Source organism: Janthinobacterium sp. YR213 (assembly GCF_900099875.1).
GTDB classification, from domain to species: Bacteria; Pseudomonadota; Gammaproteobacteria; order Burkholderiales; family Burkholderiaceae_D; genus Janthinobacterium; species Janthinobacterium lividum.
The window spans coordinates 532929-550338 of sequence record NZ_FNDA01000004.1; the positions used below are offsets into that span (position 1 = coordinate 532929).

Below are 17410 nucleotides of genomic sequence, written 5' to 3' on the forward strand. Positions count from 1 at the left end.
GTTAAATTGGACTGACTATGGCATCGCGCAGAAATTTTCTACACCACGGTATGGGCCTGGCCGCGCTGGGCCTGGTTGCCACTCCTCTCATCGGCTGCGCCTCGCGCACGGCCGCTCCCGCCTCGGCTTCGGCCAGCGCCAAGCCACGCGCACCGCGCACGGCCGTGCCGCCGCAGCCGACGCAACTGGCCAGCATCGACCGCTCGATCACGTCGCAATCGCGCCAGGCCATCACCGAGATGGAACCGCCACCCGACATTTTCGATGCGCAGGCGCTGGACCTGGAATTCTGGCTCAAGCCCCGCACCCTGGAAGTGGTGCGCCCGGCCAGCAATGAAAAGGCCAAGCTGCTGTACTGGAAAGATGGCGAAGTCATCGATTCGGCCTACCAGGAACTGTGTCACTTGCTGCGCGACGTGAACGGCAAGAAGACGGCGCCCATCGATCCGAAACTGCTGGAAACCCTGTGGGGCACGCAAGCGTTCGTGGCCCGCTACGGCATCGAGCAGCCGCTGGAGATTTTGTCGGGCTACCGCACGGCCGAGTCGAACAGCAGGCTGCGCGAAGCGGGCGTGCCGGCCGCGCGCCAGTCGCTGCACATCTCGGGCCGCGCCGCCGACATCCGCGTGGCGAATCTGAACGCGGAAGTGCTCGGTTCGCTGGTGCGCAGCTTCAAGCAGGGCGGCGTGGGCTTCTATTACCGCAACGGCCCGCGTGGTGGCTGGATCCATGCGGACACCGGATTGCAGCGCGTCTGGAAAGGCTAAGAGTTTTTAGTCGTAATGGTAGGGTGGTTCCGGTACGCTGTCCGCGTGAGCCAGTTCCAGTTCGCGCATGCTGGCCGGGCGCTCCCAGAAAATGCGCCAGCCCTGGCGCTGGCTGGCTTGCACTTCCGGGTGCGCCTGCAGGTAGCCGTCGATAAAGCGGGTAAAGTCGGAAATGTAGCCGCTGCGGCGGTAAGTTAATCGATGGCGCATGTGTACTCCCGAGTGTTGCTGTCGTTCCCCGTTTTGACCGCCCGCGCGCCCGAAAGTGCCGCACTTTCCACTTTTTCATGAAACTGTCCAGCCATAACATCGAACTGTTCCTGGCCGTCGTCGATGGCGGCTCGTTCTCGGCTGCCGCGCGCGCCTTGCGGCGGGCGCCGTCGGCCGTCAGCATGGCGATGGCCAATATCGAGGCGGAACTGGGCATCACCCTGTTCGACCGCGGCGCGCGCGAAGCCGTGCCCACGCCGGCCGCGCTGGCCCTGATACCGCACGCGCGCCTGATCGCCGAGCAGTTGAAACAGTTGCACTTGCACGTGCAGGAATTGTCGCAGGGACTGGAAAGCCGCATTTCGCTGGGCATCGCGGCCGAGCTCGACCATACTCCCTTCCTGGCCGCCGTGCGCGCGCTGTCGCAGCGCCATCCCTTGCTCGATATCGAGGTGCTGACGGCGCCGCAGGACGATGTGCTCGACATGCTGCACCGGGGCCGCATCAGCGCCTGCATGGCTTTCGCAGGCGGACGCATCAATCACGAAGAACAGTTCCAGCTGGTGGGCAGCGATGCCTTGCTGGCGATTATTTCCACCCAGCATCCACCCAGCGCGGCGGGCCAGCCCTTGTATATCGAGGAATTGGTGAATTTGCGCCAGATCATCGTGGCCAGCCGCGAACTCGACCTGGCCGATGCGCGCCCCGTGGTGGGGCTGTCCTATTGGCGCACGGACAGCTTGCCGATGGCGCTGGCCATGGTGGAAGCGGGACTGGGCTGGGGCAACTTTGCCGCCTCGGCCATCGCCCATTCTCTGGCGGCGGGGCGGGTGCGCTGCGTGGCGTTCAAGAATACGGGCAATGGCCTGGTCGTGCCCATCCACCTGGTGTGGATGAAGGACCGGCCGCTGGGCATGGCGGCGCGGTCCTTTCTTCAGTTGCTCAGCGAAGCAGCCTGAACGTCAGTGGCTTCTTCCTTCGGCTGCTGCGCCGACAGGGGCACGCCGAACAGGCCGTCGAAGAAATAGTTAAAAATGAAGCTGTAGCACGGGATGATCAGCATCAGCGCGAAATCGAGCACGAAGGCTTGCCACAGGCTGATGTTCAGCCACCAGGCGATCAGCGGGATCAGGTAGATGACCAGCGTGATCTGGAAGCCGATCGCATGCAGGATGCGGCGCCAGACCGTGCGCGTGCGCGACACTTGCCGGATTTCCCAGTATTCGAACGCGGTGTTGTAGAGCAGGTTCCAGATCACGGCGATGGTGGTGATCATGATGGCCAGCGGCCCCGTGCTGGTGGGCGATTCGCCCGAAAGCAGGGTCAGCCAGAGCGTGGAAATGGCCATGCCGATGATTTCAAAAGCGGTGACGTAGACGATTTTGCGTTTAATGCCTTGCATGTAAAGCCTGTAAAGAAGAGATGGCGCATATTTTAAGTCAGGCATGCTGATCTTTAAAGTCGATAGCTGTCAGTTTTTCTGATTGATTCGGCGTAGGAATACCATGCTTGCCCTGAACGGTGGATAATGGCGGCTGGCAGGCAACCGGTCCCGCCGCATCACCGCAGAAAAGGTCAACGAGCATGCAAGGCGCAGCAGACAGCAACATCCCCGAGGTTCCCGACACCCCCGCCAGTGTGGACGAACGTCCCCGTTTTCGCCCCCGTCCGTGGGAGCACCTGGAAACGCCATACGACGTGGAAGTGTGGATCGAAGAACATAACCGCAGCATGCAGGACAATATTCGCGCCACGGAAACGGGCGTGGGCATCTGCTTTACCCTGGCCGAAGGCGGCGACATCTATATGCAGACCAGCGCCGACGGCGCCGTCGTGCTCGACGTGACGCCGGACGCGGCCTGGGTGTCTCCCCTGATCAGCGCGGCCACGGGCTGCGAGACGCCGGACTCGTCGCTGTGGATCTTGCCTGATGACAAATTGATCCAGCTGATCGTGGGGCTATCGAGCCTGGTAGCGAGCACCTTGCTGGTGGTGGGCCATGATTTCGGCTTGCGCCGCAGCCGCATGGGGCGCTGAACGGCCTTGTTGCAGAAGTGGCATCCATGGCAGGCTTGGCTCGACACTGCGCGTGGCGCATGCTAGTCTTGCAACTGCACCCACCTGGTTGCCAGGGCGGCGGTGCAAAGGATAGCCATGGACATACCACCGCTCGCGGTACCTGATCCGGATTCCTCCCAGCACAGCCATGACGGCGTGTTGGGGCATGCCGCGCCCCTGCTTGACGATGGCGTCTTCAGTCCGGAACGGGTGAAGGCCGAACGCGAGCAAGCCTATTTCAACGATTTATACCTGCTGGCGCCGGTCGCCTATTTCGTGCTCGGCCTCGATGGCGCGATCGTGCAGGTCAACCTGGTGGCGGCCGAATTGTTCGGCCTGGTGCGCGAGCGCCTTGGCCACGTGCTGTTCCGTTCGTATGTGCACGAGGCGTTCCGCCACGATTTCGAGCAGTTCGTGCAGCGCGTGCTCAATAGCAGCGAGCCCGAGCGCATCCAGCTACAGGTACGGCTGCGCCCTGGCGCGCGCGAGGCGGGCTTGCCCGTCAGCCTGCTGGGCAGCGCAGATCCGAACGGCCAGGCGCTGCGCCTGGTGCTGGAGCAGGCCGAGGGCAAGCTGGCTGCGCTCGAACGCAGCGAAGAGCGCTTCCGGCGCATCGTGCACGGCGCCGAGGAGGGCATCTGGGAAATCGATGCGCAGGCGCTGACCAGCTTTGTCAATCCGAAGATGGCGCACATGCTTGGTTGCCAGATCGAGGATATGCTGGGCCAGCCGCTGGCCGCCTTCATGGATGACGAGGGGCGCGCCATCCTGGAGCGCAACATTGCGCGGCGCCAGGATGGCATCGCCGAGCGCCACGAATTCAAGTTCCTGCGGCGTGACGGCAGCACCTTGTGGGCCACCCTGGCCACCAATCCCATCTTCGATTCCAGCGGCACCTACCTGGGCGCGCTGGCGCTCGTCAGCGACATCACGGCCCAGCGCGCCGCGTCCGAGCGCATCTGGCGGCAAGCCAATTTCGATCCCTTGACGGGCTTGCCGAACCGCCACATGTTTCTCGACCGCTTGCAGCACGAGGCGCGCCACGCCAGCCGCGAAGGCGGTTGCCTGGCCCTGCTGTTCATCGACCTCGACCATTTCAAGCAGGTGAATGACCGTCTCGGCCACGAGAAGGGCGACATGCTGCTGCGCCAGGCGGCGCTGCGCATCAGCGAGCGCGTGCGCGCCACCGACACGGTGGCGCGCCTGGGCGGCGACGAGTTCACCGTCATCCTGGCCGGCGTGGGGCACCTGGGCGGCATCGAACGCGTGCTGCAGGAATTGACGACGGCGCTGGCCCTGCCTTTCGTGCTCGACGGCGACACGGCGCAAGTGTCGGCCAGCGTGGGCGTGGCGCTGTATCCGGCCGACGCCGAGGCAACGGAAACCTTGCTGCGGCACGCCGACCAGGCCATGTATGCCGCCAAGAGCGCGGGGCGCAACGGCTACAGCTATTTCACGCCGGCCTTGCAGCAGGCGGCCGACCTGCGCCGCACCACGGTGCGCGAGATGCGCCTGGCGCTGGCGCAGGAGCAGTTCGAAGTGCATTACCAGCCCATCATCCGCCTGTGCGATGGCACGATTGAGCGGGCCGAGGCGCTGCTGCGCTGGCGCCATCCGCTGCGCGGCTTGCTCGTGCCCGCCGATTTCATCGCCTTTGCCGAGGCAAACGGCTTGATCATCGATATCGGCGAATGGGTGTTTCAGCAGGTCGTGCGCCAGGCGCGCCAGTGGCAGGGCGAGCATGGCGCCCCGTTCCCGATCTGTATCAACAAGTCGCCCGTGGAATTCCGCTGCGACGCCGCGCTGTACCAGGACTGGGGCAATGCCCTGGCGCGGGCGGGCCTGGCGCCGGGTGCCATCGTCATCGAAACAACGGAAGCCGTGCTGCTCGACAAGGCGCGCCAGGTGGGCGACCGCCTGCGCCAGTTCCGCGCCATGGGCCTGGCGCTGGCGCTCGACGATTTCGGCAGCGGCCAGGTATCGCTCGGATGCATCAAGAAGGCCGATATCGACTTTCTCAAGATCGACCGTTCGCTGGTCGGCGAACTGGGACGCGACGATGCCGGACTGGGCCTGTGCGAGGCGATCATTGCACTGGCGCAGCGGCTGGGAGTGAAAGTCGTGGCCGAAGGCGTGGAGACGGCGTCGCAGCGCGATTTGCTGCGCGCCGCCGGCTGCGACTATGCGCAAGGATATTTCTTTTCCCGCGCGCTGCTGGCAGGGCAGATGGATGGCCTGCTGGCGGCTCAGCCGGCGGCTTGAAGCGTCGCTTGCGCCTGCCCATCGTCCTGCATCAGCTGTTCCACGGCGGCCAGGGTCTCGGCGGCGCTGACCGTGGCCAGGGTCAGGCCGGGCGCCAGGATCACGCGGTAATGGCGGCTGGCCGGATAGAACCAGCGGTAGTTGTCGGTGCGGATGTAGTAGCCGACGATCTTCCTGTCATACGCCGAGGCGATGTGGATCACCGAGGTGTCGGGCGACAGCACCAGTTCGCAGCGGCGGATCAGGGCCGCCAGCTCCAGGATGTGGCCGGTGGGCGGCGCGGCCATCACGTTGGCATGGCCGGCGCCGCGCACGATCTCGGCGGCGCGCGCCTCGGTGCCCGGCGCGGCGATCACCAGCAGCGCATGGCGCGGGTAGCGCGCCGCCAGGGCCGCGCAGCAGCGCTGGGCATCGGCCACGCTGACCGTGCGTTGCGCATTGCTGCCCTGGAAATTCAGGCAAAACAGGCCTTCATGCGTGCGCAGCAGGGTATCGCAGGCGGCGTCGACCCGTGCCGCGTGCGCATCCACGCCGAACAGTTCATAGCGCATATCGATGTCGCGCAGCTCAAATTGCCCGAACGTGGCGAAATAGCTGTGCAGGATGTGGCGGCTGCGGTCGCAGGGCACCGTATGGTCGAACATGCCCAGATTCGCCGTCGAAGTGCCGTACTTGGGAATGGCAAAGCCCGTCAAATAGCGCGCACCCAGCCATTTGATGCGCAGCAGCAAGGGAATCGAAAAGCGGTTGTAGGGATTGAAGATGACGTCATAGCGGCGTCGGCGCAGCTCGGCAATGGTGGTGCGCAAGTCGCGCAGCAGCGGCTGCTTGTCCCAGATGAGGATTTCGCCGACATGCGGATTATCGGCGAGCACGGCCCGGTTGGCGCTGCTGGCGGCCACGTCGATCTGCCAGTGCGGATAGTTTTTCTTCAGTTCGCGCAGCAGGGCCGTGGTGACGATCATGTCGCCGATCTTGTCGTTGCGCAAAATTAATACCTTGCGCACCTTGGCGATATCGAGGGGGTGCTTGCCGGATTTGCCCAGCAGGGCGTAGCTGATCAGCCGGGCGGCGGTCTTTATCAAGGGAACTCCGGAGGTGGATGACGGGATGCGCTGGCGTATGGGATAAAGCGCCAGCGACAGCAGCATCTTACGGATTTCCACCGTCCTGAGCTAGGGTGTGTGCCCCATTATTGCCGCGTGCGCCAAGTCAGCGCACGCAGCAGGGGGTTATTCCAGGCCCAGCAGCGCGACGACGCGCTCGCGGCTGATGCCGACCAGCGCCGAGCTGATCGCCAGCAGTGATTCATAGCCGGGCTGGCTGGCTTTTTCCGTGAAGTTTTCCGCCAAGGTATCCATGCTGACGTTGACTTGCTGCACCGGTTGCGCGCGGGCGACCCGTCCCGTCGCTTGCGCCAGGGCCAGGCTGACGGAGCTGCGCGCCGCCTGCAACTGCGCCAGCGCCTGCACCACTTGCTGCAAGGTGGCGCGCAGGGCTTCCACGTCGCCGGTACTCCATTCTTCCGGGGCGATGGCGGCCGGTTCCGCATCCGTGCGCACGCGGCTCATCTGGCCGGTCGGGTAGCGGATGCCGCTGCCGCGCACGGACAGGCTGTCGCGCACGCTGGCCCAGGCCGCTTCCGACGTGCTGAACACCAGTTCGCCATTCTCGCCCAGCTTGACGCCTATGCCTGACGGCATCAGTGCGCGGTCGAAGCGGGAGACGATTTCGTTCTCGCTCAGGCCAGGTTCGATATTCACCGAGCGCAAGGCCTGGCTCGCGCCGCCGACGGAAAAGGCCAGCACTTCCTGCGGGCCTTCCTGCAGGCTGGCCATGGTCAGGCCGCGGATGCTGAAGTTCTGCTGTGCCGCCTGCGGGCTGGTATAGCCGAGCTGTGCATCGAGCGTGCCGCCCGAGGCGCTGGCGCGCTGGCGCCAGGTATTGCTGAACTGGCGTACTCTGGCCTCGACTTGCCCTTCGCGGCCCTGGCGCGCGGCCAGCTTGGCCGCCAGTTCGCTTTTCAGCGCTTGCAACTGGCTGCTGCTGCGTTCCAGGTAGTCGAGGGTTTGTTGTGCGTTAGAAATTTCCCCCTGCAGCTGGTGATCCCAGTTGCTCAGGCCACGCTGCAGGCTCGCCGTCGAACTCCTCGCTGCCGGCGCCTCGCTGCGCGCGCTGGCACTGCTTTTGACCGCGGCGGACGCGTCATCGACGACGCGGGCTGTGCCGGCGCCTTTGGCATTGACGCCGGAAGAGGAGGAAGTCTGAACGATTTGCATGATGGTCAGAGAAGATCAAACAGGGAAATAGTGCCAACCTTGGTGTAGGCTTTATAGGTTGCCTGCAGGGCCGTCTGGTAGCCGGTCAGTTCAATCGCGGCCGCGCCCATGTCGGTCTTTTTCAGGTCCAGCAGGGCCGAATTGTTCGACAGCGACACGTTGGCCAGGTTGCCGGACAGCGTGGTGAGGATGTTTTGCGCGCCGCCGAAGATGGCGATCTTGCCAGAGAGCAAATCCATGCCATCATCGGTGCCGCCCAGGCCGTCGTTGACGATGGCGCGCACTGCCGGGTCGTTGGGGTTGACGCCCGGCGTGCCGAGCGTGGTGATGACCTGGTCGATCTTGTTGAGCCACACTTCCAGGTTCTTCACGTCGACGTTGGCCGCCTGCGTCACGCCATTGCCCACTACCACGGTCTGCGTGTCGGTGTTGCCGATGTAGCTGTAGCGCGAGCCGGCGGCTGCCGTCGGGTCGTATTTGATTGCGGGCTGGTCGGTCGCTGTGCCGGAAAACATGTAGCGGCCTTCCTGGTCTTTCAGGTTGGCCGTGTACAGCACGCTGTCGCGCATGGCCGTCAGCGATTGCGTCATCGCATTCAGGTCGCCCGGCGTATTGCTGCCGTCGGCGGCCCATACCAGCAAGTCGCGCGCCTGGCCCATGTCGGTGACCATGCTCGACAGGTAGTTTTCATTCTTCAGCAGGCGCACTTTCACCGTGGCGATATTGTCCTGGTACTGCGTGACCATGGCTTGCTCGCGCGTCAGGCGCGAAATGCGCACGTTGCCGATCGGATCGTCCGATGGCAGCTGGATGCGCAAGCCGGAAGACATTTGCTGCGTCAGGAAGTTGATGCGTTCCTGATTTTGCTGAAGCGAAATATTGATCAGCGATTGGTACTGGCTACTGGCGACACGCATGATCTTCTCCTTAACCCATCATTTGCAAAGTGGCGTCAAACAAGCTATTCGCCACGGAAATGACTTTCATGTTTGCTTGATACATATTCTGGAATTCGACCAGGCTCATCGCTTCTTCATCCTTGTTCACGCCGCTGGTGGACTTCCAGTCGTCGATCGCTTGCGCGCGCACCGTGTTGGCCGTCTTCAGCAAGGCCTGGTTCTGCTGGCTGTAGATGCCCAGCTTGCCGACCAGTTGCGTATCCGCGTCGCTCATCAGGACAGAACCGACCCAGCTGACGGTGATCGGTTGATTCTTGATCTCGATTAATTTCTGCAAGTTGCCGCTGTCGCCGGCCTGGCCCGTCAGCGACAGGGCCAGGTCCTTGGCGTTGAAGCCGGGGGTAATGCTCAGCTTGCCATTTGCGTAGGCCAGCAGGGGACCACCTGGGGTCCCGGCCATGGTCTTGCCCAGTGCCAGCTGCGCGTTGACCTTGTTGGTCAACTGGGTGGCCATGTCTTGCAGCGACTGCTGCAGCGGTTTCAGGGTATTTTGCTCGAACTCGCCCAGGCCGCCCATCTGCCCGCCGATGGCGACCGGGTCGAGCTTGTACGAGGACTTGGCGAAATCAAGGCTCAGCGTCTGTTCGCCGGTGTTCGTCATGTTGCTGCTCATGGTGCCGGCCAGGCTGCCGATCACCAGCGGCTGGCCCGACTTCAGCGCGATATTGCGCGAACCGTCCGGCTGGTCGAGGACCTCGATGCCCATTTGCGAGGCCAGGCCGTCGATCAGCTGGTCGCGCGCATCCATCAGCGACGACACATTCGTGCCGGCGGCGGTGGAGGTGCTGATGCGCTGGTTCAGCGCGGCGATATTGGCCAGGGTGGTATTGACTTGCGGCACGATCGCTGCGCGTTGCTGCTGCACCGACAGCAACTGATTGCCCATCACGGTGCTGATGCTGTTGAAGCGCTGCGCCATGGCGTCGGCGGAGGTGACGATCTGCTGGCGCAGGGGCGTCGAGGTCGGGTCGACGGCCGAGGCGTTGAGGGCGGCGAAAAAGCCGTCGATGCCGTTGCTGATGCTGGAAGCATCGTCGCCCATCACGCGCTCGAGCTGCGTCAGATAAGGCTGGGTCTGCGAACGGGCGCCCTGGTCGGACGCGGCGCGCCACATTTGCTGGCTTTTATAAGCATCGGCAAAGCGCAGCAGGGCGGACACTTCCACCCCATTGCCGGCCGAGCGCACGCCCACGCCGGCACCAAGCGAGGACAACAGCACGCCCTGGCGCGTATAGCCCGCCGTTTGCAGGTTGGCGATGTTCTGGCTGGCCGCATTGAGTGCGGCCTGGGCGGCGATGCTGCCTGACAATGCATTGCTGATGATGCTCATTGGGCAAGTTTCTTTCGTGAAGAGAGTGGCGCGTGCTGGTGGGCAGGCATTGAATCGTTGTTACCTTGTACAGGCGACGCTTCAGACGGATTTATTAAGCGGCGCTGCAATATTGTCGGTCTTGACAGTGCTTTTGGCTGCCACGGGGGCGCTGGCCGCCGGCAGCAGCTGGCGCAGGATGGCGTCGGCGATGCCGAAGGCGCGCTGGCCGGCCATCTTGTCGGCCACCAGGTTGTCGGCCATTTCCAGCATGTCGTTGTTGATGGGATCCTTGAAGACGCTGTCTTCGCCCGCCATCTCGCGCGTGCCCGAACGCATCTGGCGCAGCATGTGCGAGATGAAGAACGCTTCGAACTTGACGGCCGCCTCGGTGGCCTTGGCCGCGTAGCGCGGATCGGCCGGCGTGGCGGCGGCAGGGGAGCGGTCGTCGAGCGCCGAGGGCAGGGCGCTGCTGCTGTCGTTTACATTCATTTCCATTCAGCTTTCAGTGTTCGTCAAAATGTTCAGGGCAAGGCGTATTGCCGAAGGCAGTACGACTGTACGACGAGGCAGTGCAACGCAGTCCTGGGCTTTTTGACGGGCACGTTAGATCACCACCAGTTCGCCTTCGATGGCTCCCGCCTGGTCGAGGGCTTGCAGAATTGCCATGATGTCATCGGGCGAGGCGCCCAGGCTGTTGACCACGTCGATGATCGATTGCAGCTTGGCGCCGGCCGGCCATTTGAACATATTGCCGTTGCCCTGGTCGACGGACACTTTGGATTGCGGCGTGACGGTGGTCTGGCCGCGGCCGAACGGCGCCGGCTGGCTGACGGCCGAGCTTTCGGAAATGACGACCTTGAGCGAGCCATGCGTGACGGCGGCCGCTTTCACGCGCAAGCCTTCGGCGATGACCACGGTGCCCGTGCGCGAATTGAAGACCACTTTCGGCGTATCGACGCCGACATCGACGCTCAAGGCTTCGAGCTTGGCCATGAAGGCCACGCGCTGGGTCGGGTTTTCCGGCGCCAGCACTTCCACGCTGGTGGCGTCGCTGGTGGTGGCGACGGCGCCAAAGCGGCGGTTGACGGCTTCGACGATATTGATGGCCGTCTCGAAATGCGGGTGGCGCAGATTCAGGGTGACGGTCGGCTTGGTCGAGAAATCGCTGAGGATTTCGCGCTCGATGTTGCCGCCGTTGGGAATGCGGCCCGAGGTGGGCGTGTTGACGGTGACGGACGAGCCGCTCTTGCCGGTGGCGTTCAAGCCGCCGACGACGACGTTGCCTTGCGCCAGCGCATACGTTTCATTGTCGGCCGCGCGCAATTGCGTCAGCAGCAAGGTGCCGCCGCGCAAGCTTTTCGCATCGCCCAACGACGATACGGTCACGTCGATGGCCTGGCCACGGCGGTATCCCGGAGGAAACACGGCGCTGACCATGACGGTGGCGACGTTCTTGCTTTTCGATTCGGCGCCGTCCGGCATTTTCACGCCGAACTGCTTGAGCATGTTGACCACGGACTGGCTGGAAAACTTCACCTGCGTGGTGTCGCCGCTGCCGTTCAGGCCCACGACGAGGCCGTAGCCGACCAGCGGGTTGTCGCGCACGCCCTCGATGCTGACCAGGTTGCGCAGCACTTGCGCGGCGCTGGCGGGCAGGGCAAAGCCGGACAGCGCAGCGAGCATGGCTGCCAGGGGCAGGGCGGAACGAAATTTCATGAGGTCACCTTAAAACGGCATCCATGGGCCGACGAAGAAACGCGTCAGCCAGCCTGGTTTGTTGGCTTCGGCCAGGGTGCCCTGGCCGGAATAGGCGATCTGCGCATTGGCGATGCGCAACGAGGACACCTGGTTGTTGGAATCGATATCGGCCGCGCGCAGGTAGCCGCGCAGGCGCACGAATTCCTCGCCCTGGTTCAGGGTCAGGGTTTTTTCACCCTGCACGCGCAGCAAGCCGTTCGGCAGCACTTCCTGCACGATCACCGTGATGGCGCCGGACAGCGCGTTTTGCTGCGTGCTGGTCGAGTCGCCGGCGAAGTTGCGGTCGGCAGACAGGTCGATGCCCGTCTTGGGGAAGGTCTTGCCGAGGATATTGGCCGCCTGCACGCCGACGGACGAACCCTTGTTGAACGAGGTGCCCGCCTTCTTGCTCGCCTGCGTGGTTTCCTGCAGGGCCACCGTGACGACGTCGCCGACGCGGAAAGCGCGGCTGTCGGAAGTCAGGGCCAGGCCCGCATCGGGATTGAAGACGCCGCCGGCCACGCCGCCGCGCGCAGCGCTGCGCGGCGCCACGGGCAGCGGCGTATCGGAAAAGCTGGGCGCCAGAGGGGCCACCGGCTGGCTGGCGCAACCGGCCGCCAGGACCAGCAGCAGGGCCGCTCCGGCTTTCAGTGCGGCCTTCATCAACGTGCCGCTTGCGCCAGGTATTGCAGCATATTGTCGGCGGCCGACAGCACCTTGGTATTCATTTCATAGGTGCGCTGGGCAGCGATCATGTCGACCATCTCTTCGACCACTTGCACGTTCGAGCCTTCCAGCGCGAACTGCTTCAATTTGCCCAGGGCGCCCTCGCCGGGACGGCCTTCCGTCGGCGTGCCGCTCGATGCCGTTTCCTGGAACAGGTTTTCACCGAGTGCCAGCAGGCCGGTCGGGTTGACGAAGCTGGAGAGGTTCAGCTGGCCCAGTTCGGTACCGGCGACATTGCCCGGTACGGTGGCCGTGACCATGCCGTTTTCACCGATGGTGATGGCCGTGGCGTTGTTCGGCACGGTGATCTGCGGCACCAGGGGCAAGCCCTGGGCGTTGACCATCACGCCGTTTTCATTCAGGCTCAACTGGCCGGCGCGCGTGTAGGCCGCTTCGCCGTTCGGGCGCAGCACTTGCAGGAAGCCGTTGCCGGTGATGGCGACGTCGAATTCGCGGCTGGTCGTTTGCAGGCTGCCGGTGGTAAACACCTTTTGCGTGCCGACCATGTGCGTACCGTTACCCAGCTGCACGCCCGATGGCGAGAGGGTGTTGTCGGCTCGCTGCGTGCCCGGCTGCTGCTCGACCTGGTAAAACAGGTCTTCGAAGACGACGCGGTCGCGCTTGAAGCCGACGGTATTGACGTTGGCCAGGTTATTCGCGATGGCTTGCAGTTTGGCATCTTGTGCCTGCACGCCGGTCTTGCTGATCCACATTGCTGGATTCATGTATTGCTCCTAATAATAGATTGGCGTTGGGCTTAAGCGCCCAGCAGGCGGTTGCCGGACTCGGTCATGGAATCGCTGGCCTTGAAAACTTTCATCTGCATCTCGAAACTGCGGTTCAGGCTCATGGTGGCGACCATTTCCTCGACGGCCGAGACGTTGCTGCCTTCCAGGTGGCGGTCGCGGATGCGTACCGTCGGATCAGCTTGCAGGTCTTCGCCGCCGCGCGCCACGATCAGGCCCGCTTCGTTCTTGGTCAGCTCGCCCGCTTCGGCGTTGACCAGCTTGAGCTTGTCGACCGTCTGCATTTGCGCAGTGCCCGGTACCTGGATGGAAATCGTGCCATCGCCGCCGATCGACAGGCTGGTGTGCTCGGGAATCGTGATCGGACCGCCTTCGCCCAGCACGGGCCGGCCGTTGATGGTCAGGGCGCCCGTTTCATCGAGGTCCATGGCGCCGGCGCGCGTGTAGGCTTCGCCGTTTTGCCACTGTACCGCGAGAAAGCCGGGGCCCGTGACGGCCACGTCGAGTTCGCGTCCCGTTTCCTTGATGGTGCCCGTACGCGTGCCGATGGCGCTCGACTGCGTCTGCGTCATGTGGCGGTCGTCGTAGCCATAGCCGTTTTGCAACGGCTGGGCAGTGGACACTTCCAGGTTGGCGCGGAAGCCGCCCGTTTCGATGTTGGCCAGGTTGTTGGCGTGTACCTGCTGTGCCCGCAGGGCACGGTCGGCTCCGCTCATGGCGGTATAAATCAGCGCATCCATTGCTCTTTACCTTTGCGTATCGTGGATTACAGCGCTTGCATCAGCGATTGCAGCATGGCGTTCTCGGTCGAGATGACCTTCGAGTTGGCCTGGTAGTTACGCTGCGACGTCATCAGGCCCACCAGTTCGGAGGTGATGTCGACGTTCGACTGTTCCAGCGAGCTCGTCACCAGTTTGCCGGCCATGCCGACGCCCGGACGGTCATACATGGCGGTGCCGGAAGTGGTCGAGGCGACCCAGCTGGTATCGTTGACGGCCGTCAATGCGCCTTCGTCAGGGAAGGTAGCCAGGGCGATCACGCCGATGCTCTGTTTTTGGCCGTTCGTGTATTTCGCCACGACGGAGCCGTCATCGGCCAGTTCCACGCCCGTGTAGGTGCCCGAGGCATAGCCGTCGGCGCGGTCGGTCGAGGTGGTGGCTTCGCCGGCGAACTGGGTGGTGCCCGTGTAGTCGATGACGACCGACAGCGCCGCCGCGCCAGGCGGCGTCGGCAGCACTGGCGTGGCGCCCGTGCCAGTCACCAGCTTGCCGTTCGTGTCGAAGGTCATGCTCGTCACCGGCGTCACATCGGCGTTGTCGAAGGTGTAGTGCACGTCCACGCCCGTTGCCGTCTTGACGAAATACTGGCCCAGCGAGTGCTTGGCGCCCAGCGAATCGTAGACGATCGAGGACTTGGCGCTGTTGTAGCTCAGTTCGTTGGTCTTGTTGAACGGCGGCGTTTTCACGGTCCATTCGGACGACATGTTGGCGGCATACGCCAGCTTGGTCGAGGCCACGGCGGGAATCTGGCCCGTTGGAATGAGCATGTCGCCCATGGTGCCCAGCGTGGTGCTGCCCTTGACGGCGGCATAGCCCTGCACCAGGCGGCCATTCGCATCGATCAGCTTGCCTTCATTGCTGGCCGAAAAGATGCCGACGCGGCTGTAGGTCATCGTGTTCTGCGCATCGCGCGTGACGAAATAGCCGCGGCCATCGATGGCCGCGTCAAGCGCGCGGCCCGTGTTCAGCACGCCGCCATTGAGCGACATGCTTTGCGTCAGCGAGCCGATTTCCGTGCCCGTGGCGCGCGAACCGGCGTACATGGCCGAAAAGTTGGCGCGGCTGCTCTTGAAGCCGTAGGTGCCGGCGTTGGCGATATTGTTACTGGTGCTGTTCAACTGTTGGTTGATGGACTGGATACCGGACAGGGCGATGTCGAAACTCATGTTGACTTCCTTTAGTGAAGGACGAGATTAGTGTTCAGGAAACGAAGGGAAGGGCGGATCAGGCCGTCTTACCGTTAAAGCCGGTGATCGCGCCAGGGTTGACTTCACCCAGGTTCGACACGCTCAGAATCATGCTGCCGCCGGCCGACAGGCGCACGCTATTGAGCTTGCCTGAGATGTCGACCGTCGGTTTTTCGGTGCCACTGGTCGTCACCGCCATGGTATAGGTGCCAGCAGGCAAGCCCAGGGCCACGGGATCGATGGTAAACGGTACCGTGCCGGCACCTTTGGCGCCCAGTTCGATCTTGTATTCCTTGTCGTCGATGCCTTTCAGGGTCACCGTGGTCTTGGTGGTGCCGGCCGCGAGCGCGATGCTGCCGCTGACCTTGCTCTTGTCGAGCTGGACCGTTTCGCTGTTGACCATCACTTCGGAACCCACTTGCGCGCCCAGGGCCAGCACCTGCATCGATTGCAGCACGCTGGCATTGGCGCTGGTCAGCGCCGACAGATTTTGCATCGCTTCCGTCTGCGCCTGCTGCGTCAATTGATTGACGAACTGGCTCGGATCGGTCGGTGCGAGGGGATCCTGGTTCTTGATCTGGGCCACCAGCAATTTGGTGAACATATCCTGGGTAGCATTGCTTTGCGACTTGACGGCATTGCTGCCGCTGTTGCTGCCACTGGTGTTGTTTGTAAAGAGATTGGTTTCCATGGATTATGCTTCACCTAATTTGAGGAGCGATTGCTGCATCGACTTGATGCGGCCCAGAACTTCGACATTGGTTTCAAACGCGCGCGACGCCGACATCATGTCGGTCATTTCGGCCACCTGATTGACGTTGGGGTAGAACACCATGCCATCGGCATTGGCCATCGGGTGGCCCGGTTCATACACCTTGCGCAGCGGCTCGTCGCTTTGCACCACGTCGAGCACTTGCACTCTTCCACCGGCGCCGCTGGCACCGGGGCCATCCATCACGGCCGCAAATACGGGCTTGCGCGCGCGGTAGGTTTCGCCTTCGGAACCGGCCACGGAATCGGCATTGGCCAGGTTGCTGGCGATGGTATTGAGGCGCACGGTTTGCGCCGCCATCGCCGAACCGGCGATCTTGGAAATATCCTGGAAGCTCATGCTGATCCTTATTGTCCGGAAATGGCCTTGGACAGACCCTTCAGTTTCATGTTGACGAAAGTCAGGCTGGTCTGGAAGTCGGTGGCATTCTGCGAGAACGCCGCCTGCTCGACGCCGATTTCGACGGTATTGCCGTCGCGGCTGGGGTGATAGGGGACGCGGTACAGGGCGCTGGCATCGTCATCGGTCGACAGTAGGCCGGCTTCGTTGTCCTGCAACTGCTGCAGGGCGCTGCCGAAATCCATGTCCATGGCCTGGAAGCCGGGCGTGTTTTCATTGGCGATGTTGGCGGCCAGTACGCGTGTGCGGTCGGCACGCAGCGCGAGCGCATCGGCGTGCACGCCCAGCGCATCCTTGAAATTAATCCCCATGGTCATCCTTTGTATTGAATTCGTTCGTGCTTTTTGCGGTTCGGGCTAGAAAATAGGTGGTGCAGAGGTAAAATCCCAGCCTGGTCATGTTGACGCATGGTAAGGTCATGCCGCTTCAGTATCTTTGATTAAGGTTAGCAATGATTTACTTTGAGAACTATTCCGTGATGTGGAACAAGGCGCAATGTCGTCACATACTGCTTCCGGGCCTCTTTTTACTGACCAGCCTATATAGTAGTGCAGGACGCGCAGAATTGCCAGCCGACAATATATTTTCGCGTGTGGAACAATTGGCGCGCGAGCAATTGGCGCAGCAGGCAGCCTCGGCCGGATTGCTGGAACCGCAGTTTCAAGTCACCGTGGTAAAAAGCACGCGCCCCGTGCCGGCGTGCGCGGCGCCCGTTGCGCTGGAAACGGCGGACAGCCGCTCGGCGCAGCGCATGCGCTTTGTCGCAGTGTGTCCTGGGAGCAACGGTTGGCGTTATGAAATGCTGGCGCGCGGCAGCATCACGGCCCAGGTGGCCGTCACCAGCGTCCCCGTCACGGCCAATACGCCGTTGCAGGCGGGCGACGTGACCCTGGCGCGGCGCGACGTGACGATGGTGCCCGACAGTATTGCCTCCTTGCCCGGCGCCGTTGGCCTGTCGAGCCGGCGCAGTTTGCGTGCCGGCGAAGTGTTGCGTCAGGGACAACTGGCGTCGCCCGTGCTGATCAAGCGGGGCAGTGCGGTGAATATCGTGGCGCGCAAGGAGCAGGTGGAAGTGAGCATGGCCGGCGAAGCGATGGATCCGGGCGCGCTGGGCGAGGTGATTCGCGTGCGCAACGCCACCAGCGGCACGGTGATACGTGCCAGGGTGGTCGATGCGGGCGTGGTGGAACCGGCCGAACTTCCCGGCCGTTAAGGAA

Annotated in this window: 20 protein-coding genes; 5 read left to right on the forward strand and 15 right to left on the reverse strand. The window is 63.2% G+C overall.

Annotation, left to right across the window (positions count from 1 at the left end; all coding sequences use genetic code 11):
- Nucleotides 1–50 precede the first annotated feature (50 nt).
- Nucleotides 51–767: a YcbK family protein gene (locus tag BLT98_RS20065; RefSeq protein WP_034787230.1), complete on the forward strand. Its 717-nt coding sequence runs from the start codon at nt 51–53 to the stop codon at nt 765–767.
- A 6-nt stretch (nt 768–773) separates the two neighbouring features.
- Here the strand turns inward: BLT98_RS20065 and BLT98_RS20070 are convergent, their stop codons facing one another.
- Nucleotides 774–977, reverse strand: a complete 204-nt coding sequence (locus tag BLT98_RS20070) for a DUF3460 family protein (RefSeq protein ID WP_034787227.1) — start codon at nt 975–977, stop codon at nt 774–776.
- Nucleotides 978–1054: 77 nt separating this feature from the next.
- On the opposite strand from BLT98_RS20070, the gene BLT98_RS20075 reads away from it, so the two are divergent.
- On the forward strand, nt 1055–1936 hold the full coding sequence (locus BLT98_RS20075; RefSeq protein WP_092610827.1) for a LysR family transcriptional regulator: 882 nt from the start codon (nt 1055–1057) through the stop codon (nt 1934–1936).
- Here the strand turns inward: BLT98_RS20075 and BLT98_RS20080 are convergent.
- Nucleotides 1912–2379 (reverse strand): PACE efflux transporter, encoded by a 468-nt coding sequence (locus BLT98_RS20080; protein WP_070253636.1) that lies wholly within the window; start codon nt 2377–2379, stop codon nt 1912–1914. The two genes, BLT98_RS20075 and BLT98_RS20080, sit on opposite strands and share 25 nt — an antisense overlap.
- Nucleotides 2380–2561: 182 nt before the next feature.
- Here BLT98_RS20080 and BLT98_RS20085 point away from each other — a divergent pair, with 182 nt between their 5' ends.
- Together BLT98_RS20085 and BLT98_RS20090 are read left to right on the forward strand one after the other, a co-directional pair.
- Nucleotides 2562–3014 carry a hypothetical protein gene (locus BLT98_RS20085; RefSeq protein ID WP_092610830.1) on the forward strand — a complete coding sequence of 151 codons (453 nt, stop codon included), beginning with the start codon at nt 2562–2564 and terminating at the stop codon, nt 3012–3014.
- 117 nt (nt 3015–3131) lie between these two features.
- Nucleotides 3132–5297, forward strand: coding sequence for a putative bifunctional diguanylate cyclase/phosphodiesterase (locus BLT98_RS20090; protein WP_170846440.1), 2166 nt, complete (start codon nt 3132–3134; stop codon nt 5295–5297).
- Here BLT98_RS20090 and BLT98_RS20095 read toward each other — a convergent pair.
- The 13 genes from BLT98_RS20095 to flgB form a co-directional block, all read right to left on the reverse strand.
- Nucleotides 5282–6382 (reverse strand): glycosyltransferase family 9 protein, encoded by a 1101-nt coding sequence (locus BLT98_RS20095; protein WP_170846441.1) that lies wholly within the window; start codon nt 6380–6382, stop codon nt 5282–5284. The genes BLT98_RS20090 and BLT98_RS20095 overlap by 16 nt on opposite strands.
- A gap of 147 nt (nt 6383–6529) precedes the next feature.
- Nucleotides 6530–7576, reverse strand: coding sequence for a hypothetical protein (locus tag BLT98_RS20100; RefSeq protein WP_034787803.1), 1047 nt, complete (start codon nt 7574–7576; stop codon nt 6530–6532).
- 5 nt (nt 7577–7581) lie between these two features.
- The gene (gene flgL, locus BLT98_RS20105; RefSeq protein WP_034787818.1) at nt 7582–8493 is read right to left on the reverse strand and encodes a flagellar hook-associated protein FlgL; all 912 of its coding nucleotides are present in this window, start codon (nt 8491–8493) and stop codon (nt 7582–7584) included.
- Nucleotides 8494–8503: 10 nt separating this feature from the next.
- Nucleotides 8504–9865 (reverse strand): flagellar hook-associated protein FlgK, encoded by a 1362-nt coding sequence (gene flgK / locus BLT98_RS20110; RefSeq protein WP_092610836.1) that lies wholly within the window; start codon nt 9863–9865, stop codon nt 8504–8506.
- Between the two features lie 81 nt (nt 9866–9946).
- Nucleotides 9947–10336 carry a rod-binding protein gene (locus BLT98_RS20115; protein WP_092611155.1) on the reverse strand — a complete coding sequence of 130 codons (390 nt, stop codon included), beginning with the start codon at nt 10334–10336 and terminating at the stop codon, nt 9947–9949.
- Nucleotides 10337–10450: 114 nt separating this feature from the next.
- Nucleotides 10451–11563, reverse strand: a complete 1113-nt coding sequence (locus tag BLT98_RS20120) for a flagellar basal body P-ring protein FlgI (protein WP_034787825.1) — start codon at nt 11561–11563, stop codon at nt 10451–10453.
- A 9-nt stretch (nt 11564–11572) separates the two neighbouring features.
- A complete protein-coding gene (gene flgH, locus BLT98_RS20125) occupies nt 11573–12247 on the reverse strand; it encodes a flagellar basal body L-ring protein FlgH (protein WP_034787828.1) in 675 nt (224 codons plus the stop codon).
- On the reverse strand, nt 12247–13035 hold the full coding sequence (gene flgG, locus BLT98_RS20130; RefSeq protein ID WP_170846442.1) for a flagellar basal-body rod protein FlgG: 789 nt from the start codon (nt 13033–13035) through the stop codon (nt 12247–12249). The genes flgH and flgG overlap by 1 nt, the downstream gene beginning before the upstream one ends.
- Before the next feature lie 32 nt (nt 13036–13067).
- Nucleotides 13068–13796 carry a flagellar basal body rod protein FlgF gene (locus BLT98_RS20135; RefSeq protein ID WP_092610839.1) on the reverse strand — a complete coding sequence of 243 codons (729 nt, stop codon included), beginning with the start codon at nt 13794–13796 and terminating at the stop codon, nt 13068–13070.
- A gap of 26 nt (nt 13797–13822) precedes the next feature.
- Nucleotides 13823–15001, reverse strand: a complete 1179-nt coding sequence (locus BLT98_RS20140) for a flagellar hook protein FlgE (RefSeq protein ID WP_034787837.1) — start codon at nt 14999–15001, stop codon at nt 13823–13825.
- Between the two features lie 58 nt (nt 15002–15059).
- On the reverse strand, nt 15060–15713 hold the full coding sequence (locus BLT98_RS20145) for a flagellar hook capping FlgD N-terminal domain-containing protein (RefSeq protein ID WP_092610842.1): 654 nt from the start codon (nt 15711–15713) through the stop codon (nt 15060–15062).
- 3 nt (nt 15714–15716) lie between these two features.
- Nucleotides 15717–16133, reverse strand: coding sequence for a flagellar basal body rod protein FlgC (gene flgC, locus BLT98_RS20150; protein ID WP_034757795.1), 417 nt, complete (start codon nt 16131–16133; stop codon nt 15717–15719).
- Between the two features lie 8 nt (nt 16134–16141).
- Entirely contained in the window at nt 16142–16504 is a 363-nt protein-coding gene (gene flgB / locus BLT98_RS20155) for a flagellar basal body rod protein FlgB (protein WP_034758109.1), read from the reverse strand.
- 254 nt (nt 16505–16758) lie between these two features.
- Between flgB and flgA the strand changes: the two genes are divergently transcribed.
- Nucleotides 16759–17406 (forward strand): flagellar basal body P-ring formation chaperone FlgA, encoded by a 648-nt coding sequence (flgA, locus tag BLT98_RS20160; RefSeq protein WP_052140608.1) that lies wholly within the window; start codon nt 16759–16761, stop codon nt 17404–17406.
- The last annotated feature ends 4 nt before the right edge of the window (nt 17407–17410 follow it).